We start from the raw sequence: 24289 nt of genomic DNA, 5'->3' as shown, positions 1-24289 counted from the left end.
AGTCACCTTGGGTTATCAATTCATTGCTGTCTTATAGATTTTCCCACAATAAAATTTGCGGAGAAACAGTACGTTGAGCAACGGTTGGTTTAAAAAGTTCGATTAAATTCCTCTTGGTGAAGAGGTTGAGCTGCAGCACCCGGAGGATCTGCTGCATGGAACTACTCAATTTTGCTTTAAAATTGAGATAAGCGACCAAGAGGTACACACATAGGGCTATCCACACCTGGGTCAACACTGCGTTGCTGGATGTTCCCAGAAAAGTTTTGATCTTCAGATTCTGCTTGATCCACTTGAAGAACAGCTCGATCTGCCAGCGCTCCTTATAAATAGCTGCGATCTCCTTGGCTATCAGGTGGTGGGCATTGGTGACAAAGCGATATTCGACACCGGTTTCCGCATCGGTGTACGCGACCAAGCGAAGCGGCTCCTTGACGCCCTTGAGCCGGATGGACTGGTCATTGGTGATGCCGGGGCTTTTACGTCCAGCCCGTTTGAGCAGGTATTCGACATCGGCGTTGCTTTTCAGGCGGGTGACAAAGAAAATGGAGTTTATGGTCAGGTCATTATACCATGCGTAATCGGTGAAGCCGCGATCAAAGCAGACAAAGGATCCCTTGGGAAGTTTGAGGGTTTTGGCCCAGTTGATCTCATGCACCTTGCCGCTGGTCATGTCCATGAACGCGGGGATAAAGCCATCGGCATCCAGCCCCATGTGCAACTTGATGGCCCCTTTTTTCTGCCGAAACTCGGCCCATGGAAACACGGACAGGCAGAGATTGATCACTGTGGCATCCAAGAGATAGAGCTTGCCTTGGAAGGAGAACTTGTGTTTGGGCGCAACCAGTTGGCATCGGCTCAAAAGCCGGGTGAACAGTGCCTGATAAAGGGTGGCAGGCTGCTCGGCATTCACCCGTGCCAGCGTTGCTTTGCAGGTTTTCTTCATGCCGAGGTGATAGAGGCGTTGGCCTTGCGCCTTCAGGTTGTCGGTGATATCCCGGAGACTTTTTCTGCCGGACATTTGCCCGATCAGCAGAGCCAGGAACTGACTCCACCGGTTGTAGGAGCGGAACTTCTGTCCTGCATGATGTACTTTGGCAAGAGCATCGAATTCATATCTCGGTACAAGTGCAATCAGTTGCTTCAGCGCGGTATCGCTATGGGCCATGGCTCGGATCTCCTTGGTTTGTATGATCTTTTTCGCAAAATCATTATACCCCAAAGAGCTCTCTGAGCCTCTTTTTATTGATCATTTATGAGACAGCTGTGTTATCAATTGTTTTTAATTGTCTTGCAAGGACCATGTGTTTCAATTTTAAAAAGTCAGTGACCACCGGCAAAGCCGGTGGCTTGAAAGATTGTGAACCGCTCAAAGCGGTATGTTTAACAGATTCTCTGACCACCATTCGGTGGTCGACTATCTGAATAGTTGCAGTTGCTCGACACGATGGTCTTCTTGTTCTTGCTCGCGGATGTAAGCCCGCACAACCTCCTCATCGGCACCGACAGTTGAAACAAAATAGCCCCGTGCCCAAAAACTCATGCCGCTATAGTTCTTCCGTTGGCCAAGCTAGGTCCGCGCTATATGGATCGCGCTTTTTCCTTTCATATAGCCAACCACCTGTGATACCGCATATTTCGGCGGTATCGAAATCAGCATGTGCACATGATCGGATTGCAAATGCCCTTCCAGCACCCGGCTCTCCTTCTGCCGGGCAAGGTCATGGAACACCTCTCCAAGATTCTTGCGGAGTTGACCGTAAAGCATTTTCCGACGGCATTTCGGTATCCACACTACATGGAACTTGCAATCCCATTTCGTGTGGCTTAAACATTGTACGTTGTTCATGAAGCCTCCTTTCTCGTGACTTTGAGCGGTCCACGTGAGAGGAGGCTTCTTTATTATGCTGGAACCGTCAAACTTTTGTTGTCCCCCGGCAAAGCCGGGGGTTTACCTAACGGAAATTATTATATCATCAATATGATATAGCATTTGTTAGCTCGATGACTTTCAGTTTGAGAGGGATGAGAAAATTGTACGAAATCCCATCATCACACTCGTTTCGGTCATAACGAAAATACCACTCTGGCGAGCGGACATAAGTACTGTCTGAATCTGCTGCTCCCATATTCTGTTTGATGCGCAGAAAAAAATCATAACTCTGGGTCGCATAATGGTTAATGCGGAATTGCTTATAGGAAGGTGTCAATTTTTCCATTAATCCATGGTTAATTGGCCGCCTCAATTCGTCATATGTCCCTCGAGGTGTTGAAAAAACATGTGATGCCGTGGTCATAATCCCATTTTGCCGCCCCTTGACAATCGATTTAACGTGGCGGTTTGGCAAAAAATCAAATGAACTGTGCCGCCGATAATTTTCTACGATAAGCCCTTCCGGCTCTCGCAGATGGCCACTGCTTCCGTAACAAACCCAGAAAGCTGCTATAGCTGACATCTCTTTATCTTCATATTCAGCCAAGGCTGCGGCCATTTGCGATTTAGCCGTAGGGAATAGAAATTCATCACCATCAATAAAGGCCATCCAATCGACCAATTGTCCATATGAATTATATGCATGTTGATAGCAGGAAAGTTGTGGCCGGTCATCGGTACTTACCTGATGGACAACAATCGGATAATGCTGGGACAATTTAAGTAGTTTTATGGTCATGTCATCTATACTTTTATGAACATAAATATAAAATTGATTAAATCCGATAAGCATATGGAAAGCTAGCCACTCAATAATCCACGGTCCTCGATCACGCTGAATCGATGCAATTGCTATTTTTTTTGGCATTACATCTTTAACAATAATTGAATCATTATTCTTCAATGGGTTAATTATGTTTGTATCAAAATTCCTCTCAGCACTTGCCTCTTTCACTAAAATATTCAAAATTGATTTATCTTTGCGCGACCGATCTAATTCATCGCACCATGATGTACGTTCTTGTATTAATTCAACTAAAGAATTTTCGAAGTCTTGTACAAGTCTTGGTATATCAAAGACGGGGCTTGAATTCTTTCCATTGATTAACCTATCCCTTATCCTTTTCAATTCACCTGATTGTCGTGCAAGTTCTACCGATTTTTCTTCATACTCCTTGAATGAAGTGGTTATCAATTCAGGTAAATCCAAATTAGTCAATAAACTTCCAGCCATGCGCGAAGCAAAGGTCTGGCCGGAAAGCGTTAGGAGTGGCAACCCCATAAACAGGGCATCGTTTGCCGTTGTTCCACCATTAAACGGAAAGGTATCCAAGAACAAATCAGCAAGCTGATACCGAGCCAGATAAGCCGATGGCATTACCCGTGGCGCAAAGATGAGCCGATCCTTCTCTACGCCGTGCTTTTTAGCAGCTTTCAGCAAGTTGTCATGGGCCCACTCATTGTCTGCCAACAGCCAGAGTACACTCTTGGGGACTTTTTTGAGGATACGCATCCATGTCGCGAACATCTTGTGCGTATATTTATAATTATTATTGAACGAGCAGTAGACGAAAACATCTTCTGGCAGGAAATATTCAGCCCGCGATGGTTTATGCGCGACCTCGCGCTTGCTGTCGCTGACCTGAAAACAGTGGGGCATATAGAGTGGCTTCTCGGTGAAATGCTGCGCCGACTCTTCAGGGATCAGATAGTGGTCGGCAACTACATAGTCGATCCACGGCAGTCCGGTCGGCCCAGGAAAGCCAAGGTAGGTTATCTGCAGCGGTGCCGGCCGATATGCTAGAATTTCGGGTCGTGCGCCGGATGTTAACCCGTGCAAATCGACCATAATATCTATCTCATGGGCACGAATGCTCTCTGCTGCTTGTTTATCATTCATGCTGCCTATACGGACAACATGATCCATGGCGGCAACAACCCGCTGACGAAAGGCGCTGCCGTCCTCGCGACTCCAACAGAAGCCATACACCTCGAATTGCTCCCGATTGTGCCGTTCAAACAGCTCAACGGTCAGAAATGACACGGCATGCATGGAAAGATCGGAAGAAAGATAACCTATTTTGATTTTTTTGTGACGATACCCTCCGGTAGGCGCAAGTGGCTCTGATTTAACCAAATATTTTCTTTCGACAAATTTACGAGCACAGGACAACTGTAATGAGGGATCATCAGAAAGAGCCAGAACACCCAATGGGGATGCACCATTGATCATCTCAGTTTTGGAAATACCCTTAGGGGGGCGAATCACCGGCCAAGCGCATATTTTTCCACGGAGAGGGACTAGATGATAAAGCACATCTTGCTGCGTTGGGTCCAAATTATAGCTTAAGGTCAACGCCGACAAAGCTTCCTGGAATTGCCTCTTAGTTTCCAAGAGCCGGCCTAAATTATTGAGGGCATGCAACCGCAGGGCTTTGTTTTCAGGTAAGGAAATTGATTGAGTTGCAAGGGCTGTGCGCCATTGTTCCAGTGCCTCGTCCTCACGTTTTTGCTGTTCCAAGCAGTTGCCCAGATTGATGCGGGCCTGAATGAAGTTCGGATTATGATCCAGAGCCTTGCGGTACATAGACTCAGCCTGCGCATAATCATGAGCCTTCGCATACTCAACCGCACAATTATAGCAGGCAACAAATACCAGTGGTGACGATGTGTGTTCAATCCAAATCCGATAGAGTTCCAGCACCTCATTTGTGCGGTCGCCTCCGGCTGTCCACCGCTCTAAAATACTGACCAACTCGACAAGTTCCATTTCTCCCCGTGCAGCTGCCGTGAAACTTAACCCGACCTCATCAACACAATTTTCCATATCTTTTTCTCCATCACTTCTATAGCAAAACGCCGGATCTCATGCGAGGGGATCCGGCGTCTGCTCATGCTGACAATTTTAGAAAAAATTGTATCTATAGATGTCTACTCAACCAACTATCACCATAGTTCGAGCAATTACGGCCTAAGGTTGTACATTGTTACATGCATGCGACTAAATATCACCCACAAGGAATTGCACAACTAGTAGGGATAATATCGTTCTCATTATGGATCATAATAAGCTGCAAAAAAATTGCTCTTCACGATATCACGTTGGTTTTATAAGTGCAGGAACAGTCGTCAAATCGTCAACTTGTACATTGTTGATAGACGCTCCTTCCACCGGCGCACCAGTTTGGAACCAGATATCAGTCAGCTGATGTGTCTGACCATCGTTGGTCGTGTAGGTAGAACTCAAGATCTCCCAGTTGCCGTTATTGTTTACGGCTGTATGAGTGGGATTCAGGTTCAATTGCTCAATGCCAAGCGAATCAAGCTGAAATAATTCGTCAGCTTGGCTAATTGCGTCAATATTGGCGTCTATCCACACGAGGAGTTCTTGGTAAATAGGATCCTGCGAGTTGATGATATTGTCACAATTTGTATCGAATGATGCCAATGCCGAAAAGCCATCGCTAGCCTTTTGACCAGAATCTATGAGCGTGGCAGTACCGAACATTTCACTGCCGTTGTTGATCAAACCATCCTGATTAATGTCCCTCACAAGGAAACCATCATTTCCGACAAGCCAGCCAACATGCTGATTGGTTCCAGTGGCAGTTAAATCAAAATCGACTCCAAGTGTTTTTCCAACTGTTTGCAGGCCGTTATCATCGAGATCAAGTGTAATCGGTGAAGTGAATGCTGCATTGAGTTGATCGCCGTCCATAACCGAAACTTGCTCTGCAGTAAACACATCTTTACCAACTTTACAGAGTGCTGCGATATCTGTCGTCTGCAGCGCCTGTATTTGATCCGTTGTCAAGGCGACTATATTCATTGTCGCCATAGCAACAAACTGGGCCGTGGTTAGGGATTGAATAGCATCAGTACTCAAACCCTGGATTTGCGTTGTCGTCATCTGGGCGATGCCGGCCGTGGCAATGGCCCCGAACTGCCCGGAACTCAGGGCGTTGAGGTCATCCACTTCCAGCGCCCGCACCTGGGCAGAGCCGAGTTTTGCGATGTCAGCGGTCTCGAGGCCCACCACGTTGTCTGTGGTCAATGCCGCGATCGCCGCTGTGCTCAACTTGGATATCTGGGCCGTGGTGAAGGCCGCCACATGATCGCTGTCGAGACCGGCCAGCTGCGTTGCCGTCATCTGGGCAACCGCACTGGTGGAAAAGGAGCCAAAGGTTGAGGTCGACAAGGAGTTCAAAAAGTCCGTGCCAAGCCCGGCTATTTGGGCAGACCCAAACATGCTCACCTGCGCTGAACTCAGGCCCGCCAGGGCGTCGGTTCCAAAAGATTCCAACTGGGCGGAAGTCAGGCCCGCCATCGCCGAGGACGAGATGGCCACCAGCTGCGCCGATGTCAGCTCGGACAGGTCATCGACCTCAATGGCTCTCACCTGGGCGGAACCGAGTTTTGCGATGTCAGCGGTCTCGAGGCCCACCACGTTGTCCGTGGTCAATGCCGCGATCGCCGCTGTGCTCAAAGTGGATATCTGGGTCGTGGTGAAGGCCGCCACATGATCGCTGTCGAGACCGGCCAGCTGCGTTGTCGTCATCTGGGCGATGCCGGCCGTGGCAATGGCCCCGAACTGCCCGGAACTCAGGGCGTTGAGGTCATCCACTTCCAGCGCCCGCACCTGGGCAGAGCCGAGTTTTGCGATGTCAGCGGTCTCGAGGCCCACCACGTTGTCTGTGGTCAATGCCGCGATCGCCGCTGTGCTCAACTTGGATATCTGGGCCGTGGTGAAGGCCGCCACATGATCGCTGTCGAGACCGGCCAGCTGCGTTGCCGTCATCTGGGCAACCGCACTGGTGGAAAAGGAACGGAAGACAGAGGTCGCCAGGGAGTTCAAAAAGTCCGTGCCAAGCCCGGCTATCTGGGCAGACCCAAACAGCATGCTCACCTGGCCTGAGCTCATCCCTTCCAGAGCATCAGATCCAAAGACTGGCAACTGGGCGGAAGTCAGGCCCGCCATCGCCGAGGACGAGATGGCCACCAGCTGCGCCGATGTCAGCTCGGACAGGTCATCGACCTCAATGGCTCTCACCTGGGCGGAACCGAGTTTTGCGATGTCAGCGGTCTCGAGGCCCACCACGTTGTCCGTGGTCAATGCCGCGATCGCCGCTGTGCTCAAAGTGGATATCTGGGTCGTGGTGAAGGCCGCCACATGATCGCTGTCGAGACCGGCCAGCTGCGTTGTCGTCATCTGGGCGATGCCGGCCGTGGCAATGGCCCCGAACTGCCCGGAACTCAGGGCGTTGAGGTCATCCACTTCCAGCGCCCGCACCTGGGCAGAGCCGAGTTTTGCGATGTCAGCGGTCTCGAGGCCCACCACGTTGTCTGTGGTCAATGCCGCGATCGCCGCTGTGCTCAACTTGGATATCTGGGCCGTGGTGAAGGCCGCCACATGATCGCTGTCGAGACCGGCCAGCTGCGTTGCCGTCATCTGGGCAACCGCACTGGTGGAAAAGGAGCCAAAGGTTGAGGTCGACAAGGAGTTCAAAAAGTCCGTGCCAAGCCCGGCTATTTGGGCAGACCCAAACATGCTCACCTGCGCTGAACTCAGGCCCGCCAGGGCGTCGGTTCCAAAAGATTCCAACTGGGCGGAAGTCAGGCCCGCCATCGCCGAGGACGAGATGGCCACCAGCTGCGCCGATGTCAGCTCGGACAGGTCATCGACCTCAATGGCTCTCACCTGGGCGGAACCGAGTTTTGCGATGTCAGCGGTCTCGAGGCCCACCACGTTGTCCGTGGTCAATGCCGCGATCGCCGCTGTGCTCAAAGTGGATATCTGGGTCGTGGTGAAGGCCGCCACATGATCGCTGTCGAGACCGGCCAGCTGCGTTGTCGTCATCTGGGCGATGCCGGCCGTGGCAATGGCCCCGAACTGCCCCGAACTCAAGGCGTTGAGATCATCCACTTCCAGCGCCCGCACCTGGGCAGAGCCGAGTTGCGCGATGTCAGCGGTCTCGAGGCCCACCACGTTGTCTGTGGTCAATGCCGCGATCGCCGCTGTGCTCAACTTGGATATCTGGGCCGTGGTGAAGGCCGCCACATGATCGCTGTCGAGACCGGTCAGCTGCGTTGCCGTCATCTGGGCAACCGCACTGGTGGAAAAGGAACGGAAGACAGAGGTCGCCAGGGAGTTCAAAAAGTCCGTGCCAAGCCCGGCTATCTGGGCAGACCCAAACAGCATGCTCACCTGGCCTGAGCTCATCCCTTCCAGAGCATCAGATCCAAAGACTGGCAACTGGGCGGAAGTCAGGCCCGCCATCGCCGAGGACGAGATGGCCACCAGCTGCGCCGATGTCAGCTCGGACAGGTCATCGACCTCAATGGCTCTCACCTGGGCGGAACCGAGTTTTGCGATGTCAGCGGTCTCGAGGCCCACCACGTTGTCCGTGGTCAATGCCGCGATCGCCGCTGTGCTCAAAGTGGATATCTGGGTCGTGGTGAAGGCCGCCACATGATCGCTGTCGAGACCGGCCAGCTGCGTTGTCGTCATCTGGGCGATGCCGGCCGTGGCAATGGCCCCGAACTGCCCGGAACTCAAGGCGTTGAGATCATCCACCTCCAGCGCCCGCACCTGGGCAGAGCCGAGTTGCGCGATGTCAGCGGTCTCGAGGCCCACCACGTTGTCTGTGGTCAATGCCGCGATCGCCGCTGTGCTCAACTTGGATATCTGGGCCGTGGTGAAGGCCGCCACATGATCGCTGTCGAGACCGGTCAGCTGCGTTGCCGTCATCTGGGCAACCGCACTGGTGGAAAAGGAGCCAAAGGTTGAGGTCGACAAGGAGTTCAAAAAGTCCGTGCCAAGCCCGGCTATTTGGGCAGACCCAAACATGCTCACCTGCGCTGAACTCAGGCCCGCCAGGGCGTCGGTTCCAAAAGATTCCAACTGGGCGGAAGTCAGGCCCGCCATCGCCGAGGACGAGATGGCCACCAGCTGCGCCGATGTCAGCTCGGACAGGTCATCGACCTCAATGGCTCTCACCTGGGCGGAACCGAGTTTTGCGATGTCAGCGGTCTCGAGGCCCACCACGTTGTCCGTGGTCAATGCCGCGATCGCCGCTGTGCTCAAAGTGGATATCTGGGTCGTGGTGAAGGCCGCCACATGATCGCTGTCGAGACCGGCCAGCTGCGTTGTCGTCATCTGGGCGATGCCGGCCGTGGCAATGGCCCCGAACTGCCCCGAACTCAAGGCGTTGAGATCATCCACTTCCAGCGCCCGCACCTGGGCAGAGCCGAGTTGCGCGATGTCAGCGGTCTCGAGGCCCACCACGTTGTCTGTGGTCAATGCCGCGATCGCCGCTGTGCTCAACTTGGATATCTGGGCCGTGGTGAAGGCCGCCACATGATCGCTGTCGAGACCGGCCAGCTGCGTTGCCGTCATCTGGGCAACCGCACTGGTGGAAAAGGAACGGAAGACAGAGGTCGCCAGGGAGTTCAAAAAGTCCGTGCCAAGCCCGGCTATTTGGGCAGACCCAAACAGCATGCTCACCTGGCCTGAGCTCATCCCTTCCAGAGCATCAGATCCAAAGACTGGCAACTGGGCGGAAGTCAGGCCCGCCATCGCCGAGGACGAGATGGCCACCAGCTGCGCCGATGTCAGCTCGGACAGGTCATCGACCTCAATGGCTCTCACCTGGGCGGAACCGAGTTTTGCGATGTCAGCGGTCTCGAGGCCCACCACGTTGTCCGTGGTCAATGCCGCGATCGCCGCTGTGCTCAAAGTGGATATCTGGGTCGTGGTGAAGGCCGCCACATGATCGCTGTCGAGACCGGCCAGCTGCGTTGTCGTCATCTGGGCGATGCCGGCCGTGGCAATGGCCCCGAACTGCCCGGAACTCAGGGCGTTGAGGTCATCCACTTCCAGCGCCCGCACCTGGGCAGAGCCGAGTTTTGCGATGTCAGCGGTCTCGAGGCCCACCACGTTGTCTGTGGTCAATGCCGCGATCGCCGCTGTGCTCAACTTGGATATCTGGGCCGTGGTGAAGGCCGCCACATGATCGCTGTCGAGACCGGCCAGCTGCGTTGCCGTCATCTGGGCAACCGCACTGGTGGAAAAGGAGCCAAAGGTTGAGGTCGACAAGGAGTTCAAAAAGTCCGTGCCAAGCCCGGCTATTTGGGCAGACCCAAACATGCTCACCTGCGCTGAACTCAGGCCCGCCAGGGCGTCGGTTCCAAAAGATTCCAACTGGGCGGAAGTCAGGCCCGCCATCGCCGAGGACGAGATGGCCACCAGCTGCGCCGATGTCAGCTCGGACAGGTCATCGACCTCAATGGCTCTCACCTGGGCGGAACCGAGTTTTGCGATGTCAGCGGTCTCGAGGCCCACCACGTTGTCCGTGGTCAATGCCGCGATCGCCGCTGTGCTCAAAGTGGATATCTGGGTCGTGGTGAAGGCCGCCACATGATCGCTGTCGAGACCGGCCAGCTGCGTTGTCGTCATCTGGGCGATGCCGGCCGTGGCAATGGCCCCGAACTGCCCGGAACTCAAGGCGTTGAGATCATCCACCTCCAGCGCCCGCACCTGGGCAGAGCCGAGTTGCGCGATGTCAGCGGTTTCGAGGCCCACCACGTTGTCTGTGGTCAATGCCGCGATCGCCGCTGTGCTCAACTTGGATATCTGGGCCGTGGTGAAGGCCGCCACATGATCGCTGTCGAGACCGGTCAGCTGCGTTGCCGTCATCTGGGCAACCGCACTGGTGGAAAAGGAACGGAAGACAGAGGTCGCCAGGGAGTTCAAAAAGTCCGTGCCAAGCCCGGCTATCTGGGCAGACCCAAACAGCATGCTCACCTGGCCTGAGCTCATCCCTTCCAGAGCATCAGATCCAAAGACTGGCAACTGGGCGGAAGTCAGGCCCGCCATCGCCGAGGACGAGATGGCCACCAGCTGCGCCGATGTCAGCTCGGACAGGTCATCGACCTCAATGGCTCTCACCTGGGCGGAACCGAGTTTTGCGATGTCAGCGGTCTCGAGGCCCACCACGTTGTCCGTGGTCAATGCCGCGATCGCCGCTGTGCTCAAAGTGGATATCTGGGTCGTGGTGAAGGCCGCCACATGATCGCTGTCGAGACCGGCCAGCTGCGTTGTCGTCATCTGGGCGATGCCGGCCGTGGCAATGGCCCCGAACTGCCCGGAACTCAGGGCGTTGAGGTCATCCACTTCCAGCGCCCGCACCTGGGCAGAGCCGAGTTTTGCGATGTCAGCGGTCTCGAGGCCCACCACGTTGTCTGTGGTCAATGCCGCGATCGCCGCTGTGCTCAACTTGGATATCTGGGCCGTGGTGAAGGCCGCCACATGATCGCTGTCGAGACCGGCCAGCTGCGTTGCCGTCATCTGGGCAACCGCACTGGTGGAAAAGGAGCCAAAGGTTGAGGTCGACAAGGAGTTCAAAAAGTCCGTGCCAAGCCCGGCTATTTGGACAGACCCAAACATGCTCACCTGCGCTGAACTCAGGCCCGCCAGGGCGTCGGTTCCAAAAGATTCCAACTGGGCGGAAGTCAGGCCCGCCATCGCCGAGGACGAGATGGCCACCAGCTGCGCCGATGTCAGCTCGGACAGGTCATCGACCTCAATGGCTCTCACCTGGGCGGAACCGAGTTTTGCGATGTCAGCGGTCTCGAGGCCCACCACGTTGTCCGTGGTCAATGCCGCGATCGCCGCTGTGCTCAAAGTGGATATCTGGGTCGTGGTGAAGGCCGCCACATGATCGCTGTCGAGACCGGCCAGCTGCGTTGTCGTCATCTGGGCGATGCCGGCCGTGGCAATGGCCCCGAACTGCCCCGAACTCAAGGCGTTGAGATCATCCACCTCCAGCGCCCGCACCTGGGCAGAGCCGAGTTGCGCGATGTCAGCGGTTTCGAGGCCCACCACGTTGTCTGTGGTCAATGCCGCGATCGCCGCTGTGCTCAACTTGGATATCTGGGCCGTGGTGAAGGCCGCCACATGATCGCTGTCGAGACCGGTCAGCTGCGTTGCCGTCATCTGGGCAACCGCACTGGTGGAAAAGGAACGGAAGACAGAGGTCGCCAGGGAGTTCAAAAAGTCCGTGCCAAGCCCGGCTATCTGGGCAGACCCAAACAGCATGCTCACCTGGCCTGAGCTCATCCCTTCCAGAGCATCAGATCCAAAGACTGGCAACTGGGCGGAAGTCAGGCCCGCCATCGCCGAGGACGAGATGGCCACCAGCTGCGCCGATGTCAGCTCGGACAGGTCATCGACCTCAATGGCTCTCACCTGGGCGGAACCGAGTTTTGCGATGTCAGCGGTCTCGAGGCCCACCACGTTGTCCGTGGTCAATGCCGCGATCGCCGCTGTGCTCAAAGTGGATATCTGGGTCGTGGTGAAGGCCGCCACATGATCGCTGTCGAGACCGGCCAGCTGCGTTGTCGTCATCTGGGCGATGCCGGCCGTGGCAATGGCCCCGAACTGCCCGGAACTCAGGGCGTTGAGGTCATCCACTTCCAGCGCCCGCACCTGGGCAGAGCCGAGTTTTGCGATGTCAGCGGTCTCGAGGCCCACCACGTTGTCTGTGGTCAATGCCGCGATCGCCGCTGTGCTCAACTTGGATATCTGGGCCGTGGTGAAGGCCGCCACATGATCGCTGTCGAGACCGGCCAGCTGCGTTGCCGTCATCTGGGCAACCGCACTGGTGGAAAAGGAACGGAAGACAGAGGTCGCCAGGGAGTTCAAAAAGTCCGTGCCAAGCCCGGCTATCTGGGCAGACCCAAACAGCATGCTCACCTGGCCTGAGCTCATCCCTTCCAGAGCATCAGATCCAAAGACTGGCAACTGGGCGGAAGTCAGGCCCGCCATCGCCGAGGACGAGATGGCCACCAGCTGCGCCGATGTCAGCTCGGACAGGTCATCGACCTCAATGGCTCTCACCTGGGCGGAACCGAGTTTTGCGATGTCAGCGGTCTCGAGGCCCACCACGTTGTCCGTGGTCAATGCCGCGATCGCCGCTGTGCTCAAAGTGGATATCTGGGTCGTGGTGAAGGCCGCCACATGATCGCTGTCGAGACCGGCCAGCTGCGTTGTCGTCATCTGGGCGATGCCGGCCGTGGCAATGGCCCCGAACTGCCCGGAACTCAGGGCGTTGAGGTCATCCACTTCCAGCGCCCGCACCTGGGCAGAGCCGAGTTTTGCGATGTCAGCGGTCTCGAGGCCCACCACGTTGTCTGTGGTCAATGCCGCGATCGCCGCTGTGCTCAACTTGGATATCTGGGCCGTGGTGAAGGCCGCCACATGATCGCTGTCGAGACCGGCCAGCTGCGTTGCCGTCATCTGGGCAACCGCACTGGTGGAAAAGGAGCCAAAGGTTGAGGTCGACAAGGAGTTCAAAAAGTCCGTGCCAAGCCCGGCTATTTGGGCAGACCCAAACATGCTCACCTGCGCTGAACTCAGGCCCGCCAGGGCGTCGGTTCCAAAAGATTCCAACTGGGCGGAAGTCAGGCCCGCCATCGCCGAGGACGAGATGGCCACCAGCTGCGCCGATGTCAGCTCGGACAGGTCATCGACCTCAATGGCTCTCACCTGGGCGGAACCGAGTTTTGCGATGTCAGCGGTCTCGAGGCCCACCACGTTGTCCGTGGTCAATGCCGCGATCGCCGCTGTGCTCAAAGTGGATATCTGGGTCGTGGTGAAGGCCGCCACATGATCGCTGTCGAGACCGGCCAGCTGCGTTGTCGTCATCTGGGCGATGCCGGCCGTGGCAATGGCCCCGAACTGCCCCGAACTCAAGGCGTTGAGATCATCCACTTCCAGCGCCCGCACCTGGGCAGAGCCGAGTTGCGCGATGTCAGCGGTCTCGAGGCCCACCACGTTGTCTGTGGTCAATGCCGCGATCGCCGCTGTGCTCAACTTGGATATCTGGGCCGTGGTGAAGGCCGCCACATGATCGCTGTCGAGACCGGTCAGCTGCGTTGCCGTCATCTGGGCAACCGCACTGGTGGAAAAGGAACGGAAGACAGAGGTCGCCAGGGAGTTCAAAAAGTCCGTGCCAAGCCCGGCTATCTGGGCAGACCCAAACAGCATGCTCACCTGGCCTGAGCTCATCCCTTCCAGAGCATCAGATCCAAAGACTGGCAACTGGGCGGAAGTCAGGCCCGCCATCGCCGAGGACGAGATGGCCACCAGCTGCGCCGATGTCAGCTCGGACAGGTCATCGACCTCAATGGCTCTCACCTGGGCGGAACCGAGTTTTGCGATGTCAGCGGTCTCGAGGCCCACCACGTTGTCCGTGGTCAATGCCGCGATCGCCGCTGTGCTCAAAGTGGATATCTGGGTCGTGGTGAAGGCCGCCACATGATCGCTGTCGAGACCGGCCAGCTGCGTTGTCGTCATCTGGGCGATGCCGGCCGTGGCAATGGCCCCGAACTGCCCGGAACTCAAGGCGTTGAGATCATCCACCTCCAGCGCCCGCACCTGGGCAGAGCCGAGTTGCGCGATGTCAGCGGTCTCGAGGCCCACCACGTTGTCTGTGGTCAATGCCGCGATCGCCGCTGTGCTCAACTTGGATATCTGGGCCGTGGTGAAGGCCGCCACATGATCGCTGTCGAGACCGGTCAGCTGCGTTGCCGTCATCTGGGCAACCGCACTGGTGGAAAAGGAGCCAAAGGTTGAGGTCGACAAGGAGTTCAAAAAGTCCGTGCCAAGCCCGGCTATTTGGGCAGACCCAAACATGCTCACCTGCGCTGAACTCAGGCCCGCCAGGGCGTCGGTTCCAAAAGATTCCAACTGGGCGGAAGTCAGGCCCGCCATCGCCGAGGACGAGATGGCCACCAGCTGCGCCGATGTCAGCTCGGACAGGTCATCGACCTCAATGGCTCTCACCTGGGCGGAACCGAGTTTTGCGATGTCAGCGGTCTCGAGGCCCACCACGTTGTCCGTGGTCAATGCCGCGATCGCCGCTGTGCTCAAAGTGGATATCTGGGTCGTGGTGAAGGCCGCCACATGATCGCTGTCGAGACCGGCCAGCTGCGTTGTCGTCATCTGGGCGATGCCGGCCGTGGCAATGGCCCCGAACTGCCCCGAACTCAAGGCGTTGAGATCATCCACTTCCAGCGCCCGCACCTGGGCAGAGCCGAGTTGCGCGATGTCAGCGGTCTCGAGGCCCACCACGTTGTCTGTGGTCAATGCCGCGATCGCCGCTGTGCTCAACTTGGATATCTGGGCCGTGGTGAAGGCCGCCACATGATCGCTGTCGAGACCGGCCAGCTGCGTTGCCGTCATCTGGGCAACCGCACTGGTGGAAAAGGAACGGAAGACAGAGGTCGCCAGGGAGTTCAAAAAGTCCGTGCCAAGCCCGGCTATTTGGGCAGACCCAAACATGCTCACCTGCGCTGAACTCAGGCCCGCCAGGGCGTCGGTTCCAAAAGATTCCAACTGGGCGGAAGTCAGGCCCGCCATCGCCGAGGACGAGATGGCCACCAGCTGCGCCGATGTCAGCTCGGACAGGTCATCGACCTCAATGGCTCTCACCTGGGCGGAACCGAGTTTTGCGATGTCAGCGGTCTCGAGGCCCACCACGTTGTCCGTGGTCAATGCCGCGATCGCCGCTGTGCTCAAAGTGGATATCTGGGTCGTGGTGAAGGCCGCCACATGATCGCTGTCGAGACCGGCCAGCTGCGTTGTCGTCATCTGGGCGATGCCGGCCGTGGCAATGGCCCCGAACTGCCCCGAACTCAAGGCGTTGAGATGAACCGTATCAATGGCAGCAACTTCTGAGCTGGTCAAGCTATTGATGGCTGAGGTGCTTAAGAAAGCTACTTGATCAGTGGTTAGTAAATTAATGTTCATGATAATCGACCTAAGAGTTGCTGAAATGTTATTTTTGGGATTAAAAAGAGTTTGTCCATAAAAAAAAGGCTTACATCTAGCCGTAGATCCCAGTGATCATACCAAGAAAAATCCTTGATGGAATGAAGACACGGCACGCATTAAAATATGGGGAATTTCCAATTAATTTTGGGCGTTGGTCGAGTCCTTGATCCCAAAATTTCCCCGCGCCGACGAGAAATGTTATAAGCGCAAGCCAGGTGGAGGAAAAAAAACCAAATATTCGGATCGGAACTACTGCGCCGCATTCGTTGACGTGTTGCGCGCCTGTATCATTTGGAATACCTTGCCACGGAAGAAATTTGAAGGATTGGGCTCTACAGCGGTTCGCTGCAAATTTCAGCAATGGGCCTCGGTAGGTGTCTTTCGCAATCTGTGGTTGCGCGGATTGGTAGAGTGCGACGAAATGGAAGGAATCGCCTGGATCTGGGAAGCGGCGGACGAATCGAATATCGAAGCGCCCCTTGCTCAAGAAACTGTTGGCCCAAATCTTACAGATCGGGGAAAGAAATGGAACAAAGGGAATCTTACTCGTCAACGAAAGTGGCATCCCTTTGTCAATTGTCATCAGCGGAGCCAAACGGCATGGCAGCGTTTCTCTCGAGCTATTGCTGAAAGAACGGGTTTTGGGGCCGAAAGACAACAAGGGCAAGACCCAAAATTTTTGTCTCGACGCTGGGTATGTCGGGAAAGAAGGGGTGGTGGAGGAATATGGCTTTATCCCACACATCCAGTTAGGTGGTGAAGAAAAGAGGTTAATAGAAAAAAACCCGACATTCAAAGCACGCAGGTGGGTGGTTGAGTTTGCACATTCCTTGTTCAACCGTTTTCGCAAGTTGATACCTCGATACGAAAAATAGGTTTATCGTACAATGCAATCAACATGCTGGCCGCAGCAATGATCGTTCTAAACAAAATCATGGTTATTTATAGATAAGCTCTTGTTAAAATTCCTAATTGTCGTACGAAATGGGACCCTCAAATTTGGATATTGGCCACACTTCAGCTTCCCGAGGCAATTTAGCCATAGAGTCCCGACCATAATGTTCGGTTGTTAACGTCTCTTTCTTGTTTAGATCAAAATTTGATTTAATTGTATGCCATTAAAAATCAATTGGACAATTAAAAGTGGATAACCTGTATTTTTTATGTTGTTAATTATATTAACAACATAATTACAATGCTTTATCTGGTTGCCGCTGAAACACAGCCGATTTTTTTTCGGGGTGGGTCGCTGTTTGAACCACCAGTTGAGTTCTTTTCGGTTATCGTATTTGGGTATGGCTTGAAGGACGTCACGGTACCGGAACTTGTCCTCAACGCTGTACTGGTCAATTGGTTTATCAGTCACAAGCTCCATGAATTGAAGCAAATTTTTTTAAATGCCTTTCGCGATAACCTGTCCGCGCTGGTCGGTTACCTCCGTTATATCCAGCCGGATCTCTTCACTCAATGGGATACGCGGGCTGATTTGTCGAACAGGTGAAATCCGTGAATAGGGCGGGGGCGGGCGCTTAACAACATGGACACCTCTAATCATTACTTTCGCAGCTCAATACCTAGCCAGTCCCCCCCCTGTCAACATCCGGGGACCTGACTCTCTGGTGCAACTGTTATAATATAGAAAGTATTCATCGCTTGACAAGCAGACTCCAAATGAGGCTTATTCGAAGGGACTCAAACTGTTGAGCAAGAGTGCCTAAAGCCCGTAACTGTATAACAAAAGGAACATTGCTTATTTCACACTCCAGGATGTCTTGCTAACCCTGACCACCTCCCATAACAGCAAAAAAATAATTCATCATTAATACCAATAATATGGCTCTTTTCGTTACCGGCGGTGCCGGTTTTATAGGCAGCAATTTTGTTCTCGACTGGTTGGAGCAGTCGGATGAACCGGTTGTTAATCTCGACAAACTCACCTACGCTGGCAATCGGGAAAATTTGGCAGCGCTTGCCGCTGATCCACGCCATTTTTTTGTCCAGGGAGATATCTGTGATCGTGCCTTAGTCGATCACCTGCTGGCTACACACCGCCCCCGTGCAATCATTCATTTCGCTGCAGAAAGCCATGTCGACCGCAGTATTCATGGCCCCGCCGAATTCATGCGCACCAACATTGATGGCACTTTCACCCTGCTCGAAGCCGCGCGCTCCTATTGGAATTCCCTAAAAGGTGTGGAATTGAGACAGTTCCGATTCCATCATATCAGTACCGATGAGGTCTATGGTTCGCTTCAACCGGACGACCCGCCTTTCGCCGAAAACAATTCCTATCAACCCAACAGCCCTTATGCGGCCAGCAAGGCTGCCAGCGATCACCTCGTTCGTGCTTGGTACCACACCTACGGCTTGCCAATCACCATCAGTAATTGCTCCAACAACTACGGACCCTATCACTTTCCCGAGAAGCTCATCCCGTTGATCATCGCCAACGCCCTGGCCGGCAAGCCACTACCAATCTATGGCGATGGTCAACAAGTTCGCGACTGGTTGTATGTCACGGACCATTGCAGCGCCATCCGTTGCATTCTGGAGGCAGGCCAGGTCGGCGAGGTCTATAACGTCGGTGGCTGGAATGAGATGCCCAACATCGATATCGTCAACACCATCATCAAACTGCTGGACGAACTCAGGCCTGATCCGACCGGCAGTTATGCCCGCCTGATCACCCATGTCACGGATCGACCCGGTCATGACCGCCGTTACGCCATCGATGCCCGCAAGATCGAGCGGGAACTAGGTTGGCGCCCCGCGGAAATATTCGAAACTGGGATCCGCAAGACCGTGCAATGGAATCTGGCCAACCAGGCCTGGGTGGAGCATGTTACCAGTGGCGAATACCGCCAATGGCTCGACAGCAACTATGGAGCTCGTCTATGAAAATCCTTCTCACCGGCAAAAACGGCCAGCTCGGTTTTGAGCTCCAGCGTGCGTTGGCACCGCTCGGTCAGGTGCTTGCTGTGGACCGGCAGGAATGTGACCTCACCGACGCTGATGCCATCCGGCAGCTGGTGCGATCCGTACAGCCGGATCTGATTGTCAACCCCGCCGCCTACACCGCCGTTGACCGCGCGGAGAGCGAACCCGATGCGGCTGCTGCGCTCAATGCAACTGCGCCCGGCATACTGGGCGAAGAGGCGGCCCTCCTGGGCGCCTGGGTGATCCACTATTCAACCGATTATGTCTTTGACGGCCTCAGCCAATCAGCCTATCGGGAGACCGACGCCACCAATCCGCGGAGCGTCTACGGCTGCACCAAAAGGGATGGTGATGTTGCTCTCCAGCAGAGCTGTGATCGGCACCTGATTTTGCGAAGCAGTTGGGTGGTCGGTGCGCATGGCAACAACTTTGCAAAAACCATGCTGCGCCTGGCAGGCGAGCGCGACAACCTCAACATCGTTGCCGATCAACACGGAGCCCCGACATCTGCTGCCTTACTGGCCGACGTCACGGCGCAGTTGGTAGGGCGGGCACGGCGCGAAAGCCTGGCGGATTTCCCCTTTGGCCTCTATCACCTGACCGCTGGCGGCGTGACCACCTGGTACGATTTTGCCTGTTTTGTCATCAAACAGGCACGTCAGGCCGGCAAACCCCTGAAAACGATGCTCGATAATATTCGGCCAATCACAACCGAAGAGTATCCGCTGCCGGCCAAACGTCCTGCCAATTCGCACCTGGATACCACACTCTTTCGTACAACCTTCAATCTTGAGCTGCCGGATTGGCAACTCGGAATACACCATGTCCTTCAACAGATTCTGACATCATGACAACACGTCGAGGTATTATCCTTGCCGGTGGTTCCGGAACGCGGTTGTATCCGGCCACCCAGGCTATTTCCAAGCAACTGCTGCCGATTTACGACAAGCCGATGGTGTATTATCCGCTTTCCACCCTGATGCTTGCCTCCATCCAGGACATTTTGCTGATTTCTACCCCGGAGGATACGCCACGCTTCCAGTCGCTCCTGGGAGATGGCAGCCAGTGGGGGCTGAACTTGACATATGCCGTGCAACCCTCGCCGGACGGATTGGCGCAGGCCTTCATCATCGGCCGTGAGTTTATCGGCAACGATCCTTCAGCCCTAGTGCTGGGCGACAATATTTATTTTGGACATGATTTTCATCAAATATTGCATAATGCCATGTCGCGAATTGAGGGCGCCACCGTTTTTGTCTATCACGTGCAGGACCCCGAGCGTTATGGAGTCGCCGAGTTCGATTCCAGCGGCAAAGTCATCTCGCTTGAGGAGAAACCGCAGCAACCTAAATCAAGCTACGCGGTCACCGGCCTCTATTTCTACGATGACCACGTGGTTGAACTGGCCCAAAGCCTCAAGCCTTCAAAGCGCGGCGAATTGGAAATCACCGATCTCAACCGTCTCTACCTGGAGCAAGGGCAGTTGAATGTTGAAATCATGGGCCGCGGCTATGCCTGGCTCGACACCGGTACCCATGAATCCTTGCTTGATGCCAGCCAGTTCATCGCCACCCTTGAACGACGCCAAGGGCTCAAGGTTGCCTGTCCGGAAGAAATTGCCTACCGGCAGAAGTGGATCGATGCCGCCCATCTGGAAAAACTGGCGCAACCCCTGGTAAAAAGTGGCTATGGCCAGTACCTGCTGCGCATGCTCAAAGGAAAAGTATTCTAATGAAATTTACCCAGCTTGCTATTCCCGACGTCTTCCTGGTTGAGCCAAAAGTGTTTGCCGATGAACGGGGCTTCTTCTATGAGAGCTTCAATAAGAAGCAGTTTGAAATTGCGATCGGCAAAAAAATACATTTCGTGCAGGACAACCACTCCCACTCTGCAAAGTATGTGCTACGCGGATTGCACTACCAGATCCAGCAACCGCAAGCTAAGTTGGTGCGCGTTGTTCAGGGTGAGGTGTTTGATGTGGCTGTGGACATCCGCAAAAGCTCGCCAACTTTCGGGCAATGGGTGGGAGAGATAATCAGTGCGGAAAATAAAAGACAGTTGTGGGTGCCCGAGGGGTTTGCGCACGGATTCTTGGTGCTGAGCGAATCGGCCGATTTCCTTTATAAGACCACTGATTATTGGGCTCCTCAATTTGAGCGAACTATTCATTGGGATGATGCAACTCTTGCCATCCACTGGCCTATCAGCACGCCACCGATGCTCTCGGCTAAAGATCAATCAGGACTGTTGTTTGAAAAATTAGAATTGTTTCAATGAATTTCAATTCAATGTCATTAGGATGGGCAATAAGGGGTTGGAAATTTTTTTCTCTCTTGCAACAAAGTTGGTATCCAACCCAAATATGTTGAACGTTTGCGACTTGTCCTTGCCAAATTGAATCAAGCCATGGTTGTGAGAGAAGGAGTACTTGGGCCGTGACGGTACAAACCAACTGGCGCATTACTTTCCGTTTTGAAAACGGCGACGCTGAAATCGTGGACTATGAAGACTATCACTAGGTGACATAATGAGAATGCATAACCCTCCACATCCGGGAGAAATTCTTAGCGGGCTATGGCTTTCTCCCATGGGATTATCTGTTACCCAGGCCGCTGTTGCACTTAGCGTAAGCCGTAAAACACTTTCCAAAATAATAAATGGAAGGGCTGGTATTTCTCCAGAAATGGCATTTCGACTCTCTATGGCTTTTGGCGGTAGCCCTGAAAGCTGGATGGGCCAACAGATGGCTTATGATCTGTGGAAAGTAGAGCAGCAAAAATTCACTTTAAATGTCACCCCGCTATTGACCCATTGATGGGGGCCCTGCTGGGGGCCTTTTTCGTGAATCAGGATGTTTTTTAAAGACAGAAGATGTTTCAAATGTATTGAAATGCGTTGGGTGGTAGCGCTTTGATCTTCCCTTAATGGCCTCTCACGCCGGCAACAGGGGTTCGAGTCCCCTTGGGGTCACCAAGTAATTCCAGTTACTTGCTGACAATAGTACCAAACGCCTTGAAAGTTAATGCGCTTTCAAGGCGTTTTCTTGTTTTGGAGTAGTGAGTGTGCATCAGCTCGCCCCTCTTTTCAGTTCTCGATCTTCCCAGGCAGGCAACGCGCTCAAAACTTCACGGTTTTCACCGTCCAACGTGTGAATATACCGTGCCGTCGTCGTTATACTCCCGTGCCGCAACATCTATTGTATCTCTACTAGGGGGCCTGTTATTCGCAGCCAAGATAGAGGCAAACAGATGCCGAATACCATGGAATCCAAATTGTTTCACTTCCGCTCTCGCACATAGTTTTTTAAGCCAGTGCCGCCGGCAAAGGTAAGAAATCCACTATTGAGAATCATTCGATTCGTTTTTGTTTAAGAATAATGAGAGCCCCCCCACAAATTATTGCCAATGAGTTGCATATTAGCGTCGAGCAGGTGGAAACCGTATCTGCATTGCTTGATGATGGCGCTACTGTTCCGTTTATTTCCCGTTATCGCAAGGAAGCCACCGGGTCTCTTGATGAGGTACAAATTACCGCTATTCGTGACCGAAGGGTCGAGTTAGCCGATTTGGATAAACGTCGCTCAGCCATCCTTGGTTCGCTTGATGAGCGGAACATCTTGACTGAAGAGCTACGGCAGGCAATCAACATTGCTCCTGCTCTCGCTACTCTTGAAGATATTTACCTGCCATACCGCCCCAAACGGAGAACCCGAGCGCAAATCGCCAAAGAAAAGGGTTTGGAGCCTTTGGCGAAAACTATCTACAGGCAGGCTAATCGGCAAATCGAGCCTGACGCCTTTGTGAATCCCGACAAGGAAGTGAGAACGGTTGAGGAGGCGCTGTGTGGTGCCCGTGATATCATTGCCGAATGGATTAATGAAGATGCTTCCATTCGCGCTCGTCTTCGGTCTGTTTTTCAGCGGAAAGCACTGGTCATCTCGAAAATGGTTAAAGGCCAGGAGGAGAACGGCGGTAAGTTCAGGGATTACTTTGATTGGCAGGAACCTGTTGCTAAAGTGGCAGGGCATCGATTGCTGGCAATGCTCAGAGGTGAAAATGAAAAAATTCTGAACCTTTCATTTCGTCCTCCTGAGGCTGAATCGCTAGAAATTCTCCATCGCTGCCTGGTTCGCTCCAATGGCTTTTCAGGACAACAGGTGGCTCTTGCCGTAGAAGAGAGTTACAAGCGGTTGCTCGCTCCATCCCTGGAGAATGAACTCCGAGCGAGCTTGAAAAATCAGGCCGACCTTGAAGCCATCACTGTTTTTTCAGAAAACTTGCGCGATTTGCTGCTCGCTGCCCCGCTAGGTCAAATACGTACCATGGCTTTGGACCCAGGGTTTCGGACAGGGGCAAAATTGGTCTGTTTGGGCAAACAGGGAGAACTACTGCATTTCACCACCATTTACCCTGCGCTTTCCCAAAAACAACGGGAGGAATCCGCGCAAACGGTGATCAAGTTATGCGAGCGATACCATATTGAGGCCATTGCTGTTGGCAACGGAACGGCGGGCAGGGAGACTGAATCCTTCATTCGAGGATTACAACTTCCACCAGAATTGATTATCACCATGGTTGATGAGAGCGGCGCTTCCATTTATTCCGCCTCGGAGGTCGCGCGTACAGAATTCCCCGAGCAGGATATCACCGTCCGTGGGGCCGTTTCCATTGGTCGCCGTTTACAAGATCCTTTGGCAGAATTGGTCAAGCTTGATCCGAAAGCTATAGGCGTCGGTCAGTATCAGCATGACGTCAATCAAAAAGCGCTGAAACAAAGCTTGGAAGACGTGGTCATCAGCTGCGTGAATAAAGTTGGTGTTGAGGTGAACAGTGCCAGCAAGGAACTCCTCACCTTTGTTTCTGGATTAGGGGATACCCTAGCCTCCAATATCATTGCATACCGCAGTGAAAAGGGGCCTTTTACCGACAGACTGCAATTGTTACAAGTTCCCCGACTCGGCAAAAAAGCTTTTGAGCAATGCGCTGGTTTTTTACGTATTCATGATGGTAAAAACCCCCTGGATCGTTCAGGGGTTCATCCGGAACGATATGGGATCGTCAAGCAGATGGCCAAGGATTGCGGTTGTACGGTATCTGCGCTTATGGAGAATGAGAAACTGAGACAACTGATTCAACTTACACGATATGTTAATGATGAGGCTGGGTTCCCGACTTTGCAGGACATTATGGCCGAATTAGGCAAACCGGGTCGCGATCCACGCCAATTATTTGAAGTCTTTGCCTTTGCCAAAGGAATTGAAAAGTTAGACGATCTGGAGGTGGGAATGTGCCTTTCGGGTATCGTGACCAATGTGACCAAATTTGGTGCTTTTGTGGATATTGGTGTCCATCATGATGGTCTTGTCCATATCAGTCAGCTTGCCGACAGTTATGTCAAGAATCCGGCAGAAGTGGTCAAGGTTCGACAGCAGGTCCAGGTGCGTGTACTTGAAGTGGATATAAAGAGGGGGCGCGTTTCTCTTTCCATGCGCAACACCTAGCTTTCGTTTAAATTGACGTTTTTTTAAAGAGTCAAGGCGTCTCCTGTTTTCCATCACCCAAGAAAAACCTGCCGGCAGCGAAAAA

The 24289-nt window shown here is 53.8% G+C and carries 12 protein-coding genes and 1 pseudogene; 8 read left to right on the top strand and 5 right to left on the bottom strand.

Features of this window, described 5'->3' with window-relative positions; all coding sequences use genetic code 11:
- Positions 1–31: 31 nt before the first annotated feature.
- From ACHZCX_RS01125 to ACHZCX_RS01105, 5 genes and pseudogenes are all read right to left on the bottom strand, one after another.
- Positions 32–1168 carry an IS4 family transposase gene (locus ACHZCX_RS01125; RefSeq protein ID WP_319585404.1) on the bottom strand — a complete coding sequence of 379 codons (1137 nt, stop codon included), beginning with the start codon at positions 1166–1168 and terminating at the stop codon, positions 32–34.
- A gap of 249 nt (positions 1169–1417) precedes the next feature.
- A pseudogene (gene tnpA / locus ACHZCX_RS01120) lies at positions 1418–1849 on the bottom strand (IS200/IS605 family transposase).
- Positions 1850–1976: 127 nt separating this feature from the next.
- Positions 1977–4760, bottom strand: a complete 2784-nt coding sequence (locus tag ACHZCX_RS01115; protein ID WP_319585403.1) for a tetratricopeptide repeat protein — start codon at positions 4758–4760, stop codon at positions 1977–1979.
- Between the two features lie 270 nt (positions 4761–5030).
- Positions 5031–15743, bottom strand: coding sequence for a hypothetical protein (locus tag ACHZCX_RS01110; RefSeq protein WP_319585402.1), 10713 nt, complete (start codon positions 15741–15743; stop codon positions 5031–5033).
- A 76-nt stretch (positions 15744–15819) separates the two neighbouring features.
- Positions 15820–16254 carry a hypothetical protein gene (locus ACHZCX_RS01105; RefSeq protein ID WP_319585401.1) on the bottom strand — a complete coding sequence of 145 codons (435 nt, stop codon included), beginning with the start codon at positions 16252–16254 and terminating at the stop codon, positions 15820–15822.
- Here ACHZCX_RS01105 and ACHZCX_RS01100 point away from each other — a divergent pair.
- The 8 genes from ACHZCX_RS01100 to ACHZCX_RS01065 all read left to right on the top strand — a co-directional run bounded on the left by ACHZCX_RS01100 (position 16247) and on the right by ACHZCX_RS01065 (position 24204).
- Positions 16247–16642 (top strand): hypothetical protein, encoded by a 396-nt coding sequence (locus ACHZCX_RS01100; protein ID WP_319585400.1) that lies wholly within the window; start codon positions 16247–16249, stop codon positions 16640–16642. The two genes, ACHZCX_RS01105 and ACHZCX_RS01100, sit on opposite strands and share 8 nt — an antisense overlap.
- A gap of 320 nt (positions 16643–16962) precedes the next feature.
- A complete protein-coding gene (locus ACHZCX_RS01095; protein WP_319585399.1) occupies positions 16963–17268 on the top strand; it encodes a hypothetical protein in 306 nt (101 codons plus the stop codon).
- Positions 17269–17600: 332 nt separating this feature from the next.
- Entirely contained in the window at positions 17601–18665 is a 1065-nt protein-coding gene (rfbB, locus tag ACHZCX_RS01090; protein ID WP_319585398.1) for a dTDP-glucose 4,6-dehydratase, read from the top strand.
- Positions 18662–19555 carry a dTDP-4-dehydrorhamnose reductase gene (gene rfbD / locus ACHZCX_RS01085; protein ID WP_319585397.1) on the top strand — a complete coding sequence of 298 codons (894 nt, stop codon included), beginning with the start codon at positions 18662–18664 and terminating at the stop codon, positions 19553–19555. Before rfbB ends, rfbD begins: the two co-directional genes overlap by 4 nt.
- Positions 19552–20436, top strand: coding sequence for a glucose-1-phosphate thymidylyltransferase RfbA (gene rfbA / locus ACHZCX_RS01080; protein WP_319585396.1), 885 nt, complete (start codon positions 19552–19554; stop codon positions 20434–20436). The genes rfbD and rfbA overlap by 4 nt, the downstream gene beginning before the upstream one ends.
- Positions 20436–20981, top strand: coding sequence for a dTDP-4-dehydrorhamnose 3,5-epimerase (rfbC, locus tag ACHZCX_RS01075; protein ID WP_319585395.1), 546 nt, complete (start codon positions 20436–20438; stop codon positions 20979–20981). Before rfbA ends, rfbC begins: the two co-directional genes overlap by 1 nt.
- Positions 20982–21231: 250 nt before the next feature.
- Positions 21232–21519 carry a HigA family addiction module antitoxin gene (locus tag ACHZCX_RS01070; RefSeq protein WP_394708732.1) on the top strand — a complete coding sequence of 96 codons (288 nt, stop codon included), beginning with the start codon at positions 21232–21234 and terminating at the stop codon, positions 21517–21519.
- Between the two features lie 561 nt (positions 21520–22080).
- Positions 22081–24204 carry a Tex family protein gene (locus tag ACHZCX_RS01065; protein ID WP_319585393.1) on the top strand — a complete coding sequence of 708 codons (2124 nt, stop codon included), beginning with the start codon at positions 22081–22083 and terminating at the stop codon, positions 24202–24204.
- The last annotated feature ends 85 nt before the right edge of the window (positions 24205–24289 follow it).

Origin of the sequence: uncultured Desulfobulbus sp. (genome assembly GCF_963662935.2) — a bacterium.
GTDB lineage: Bacteria > Desulfobacterota > Desulfobulbia > Desulfobulbales > Desulfobulbaceae > Desulfobulbus.
This window is presented reverse-complemented; position numbering and strand designations above follow the sequence as displayed.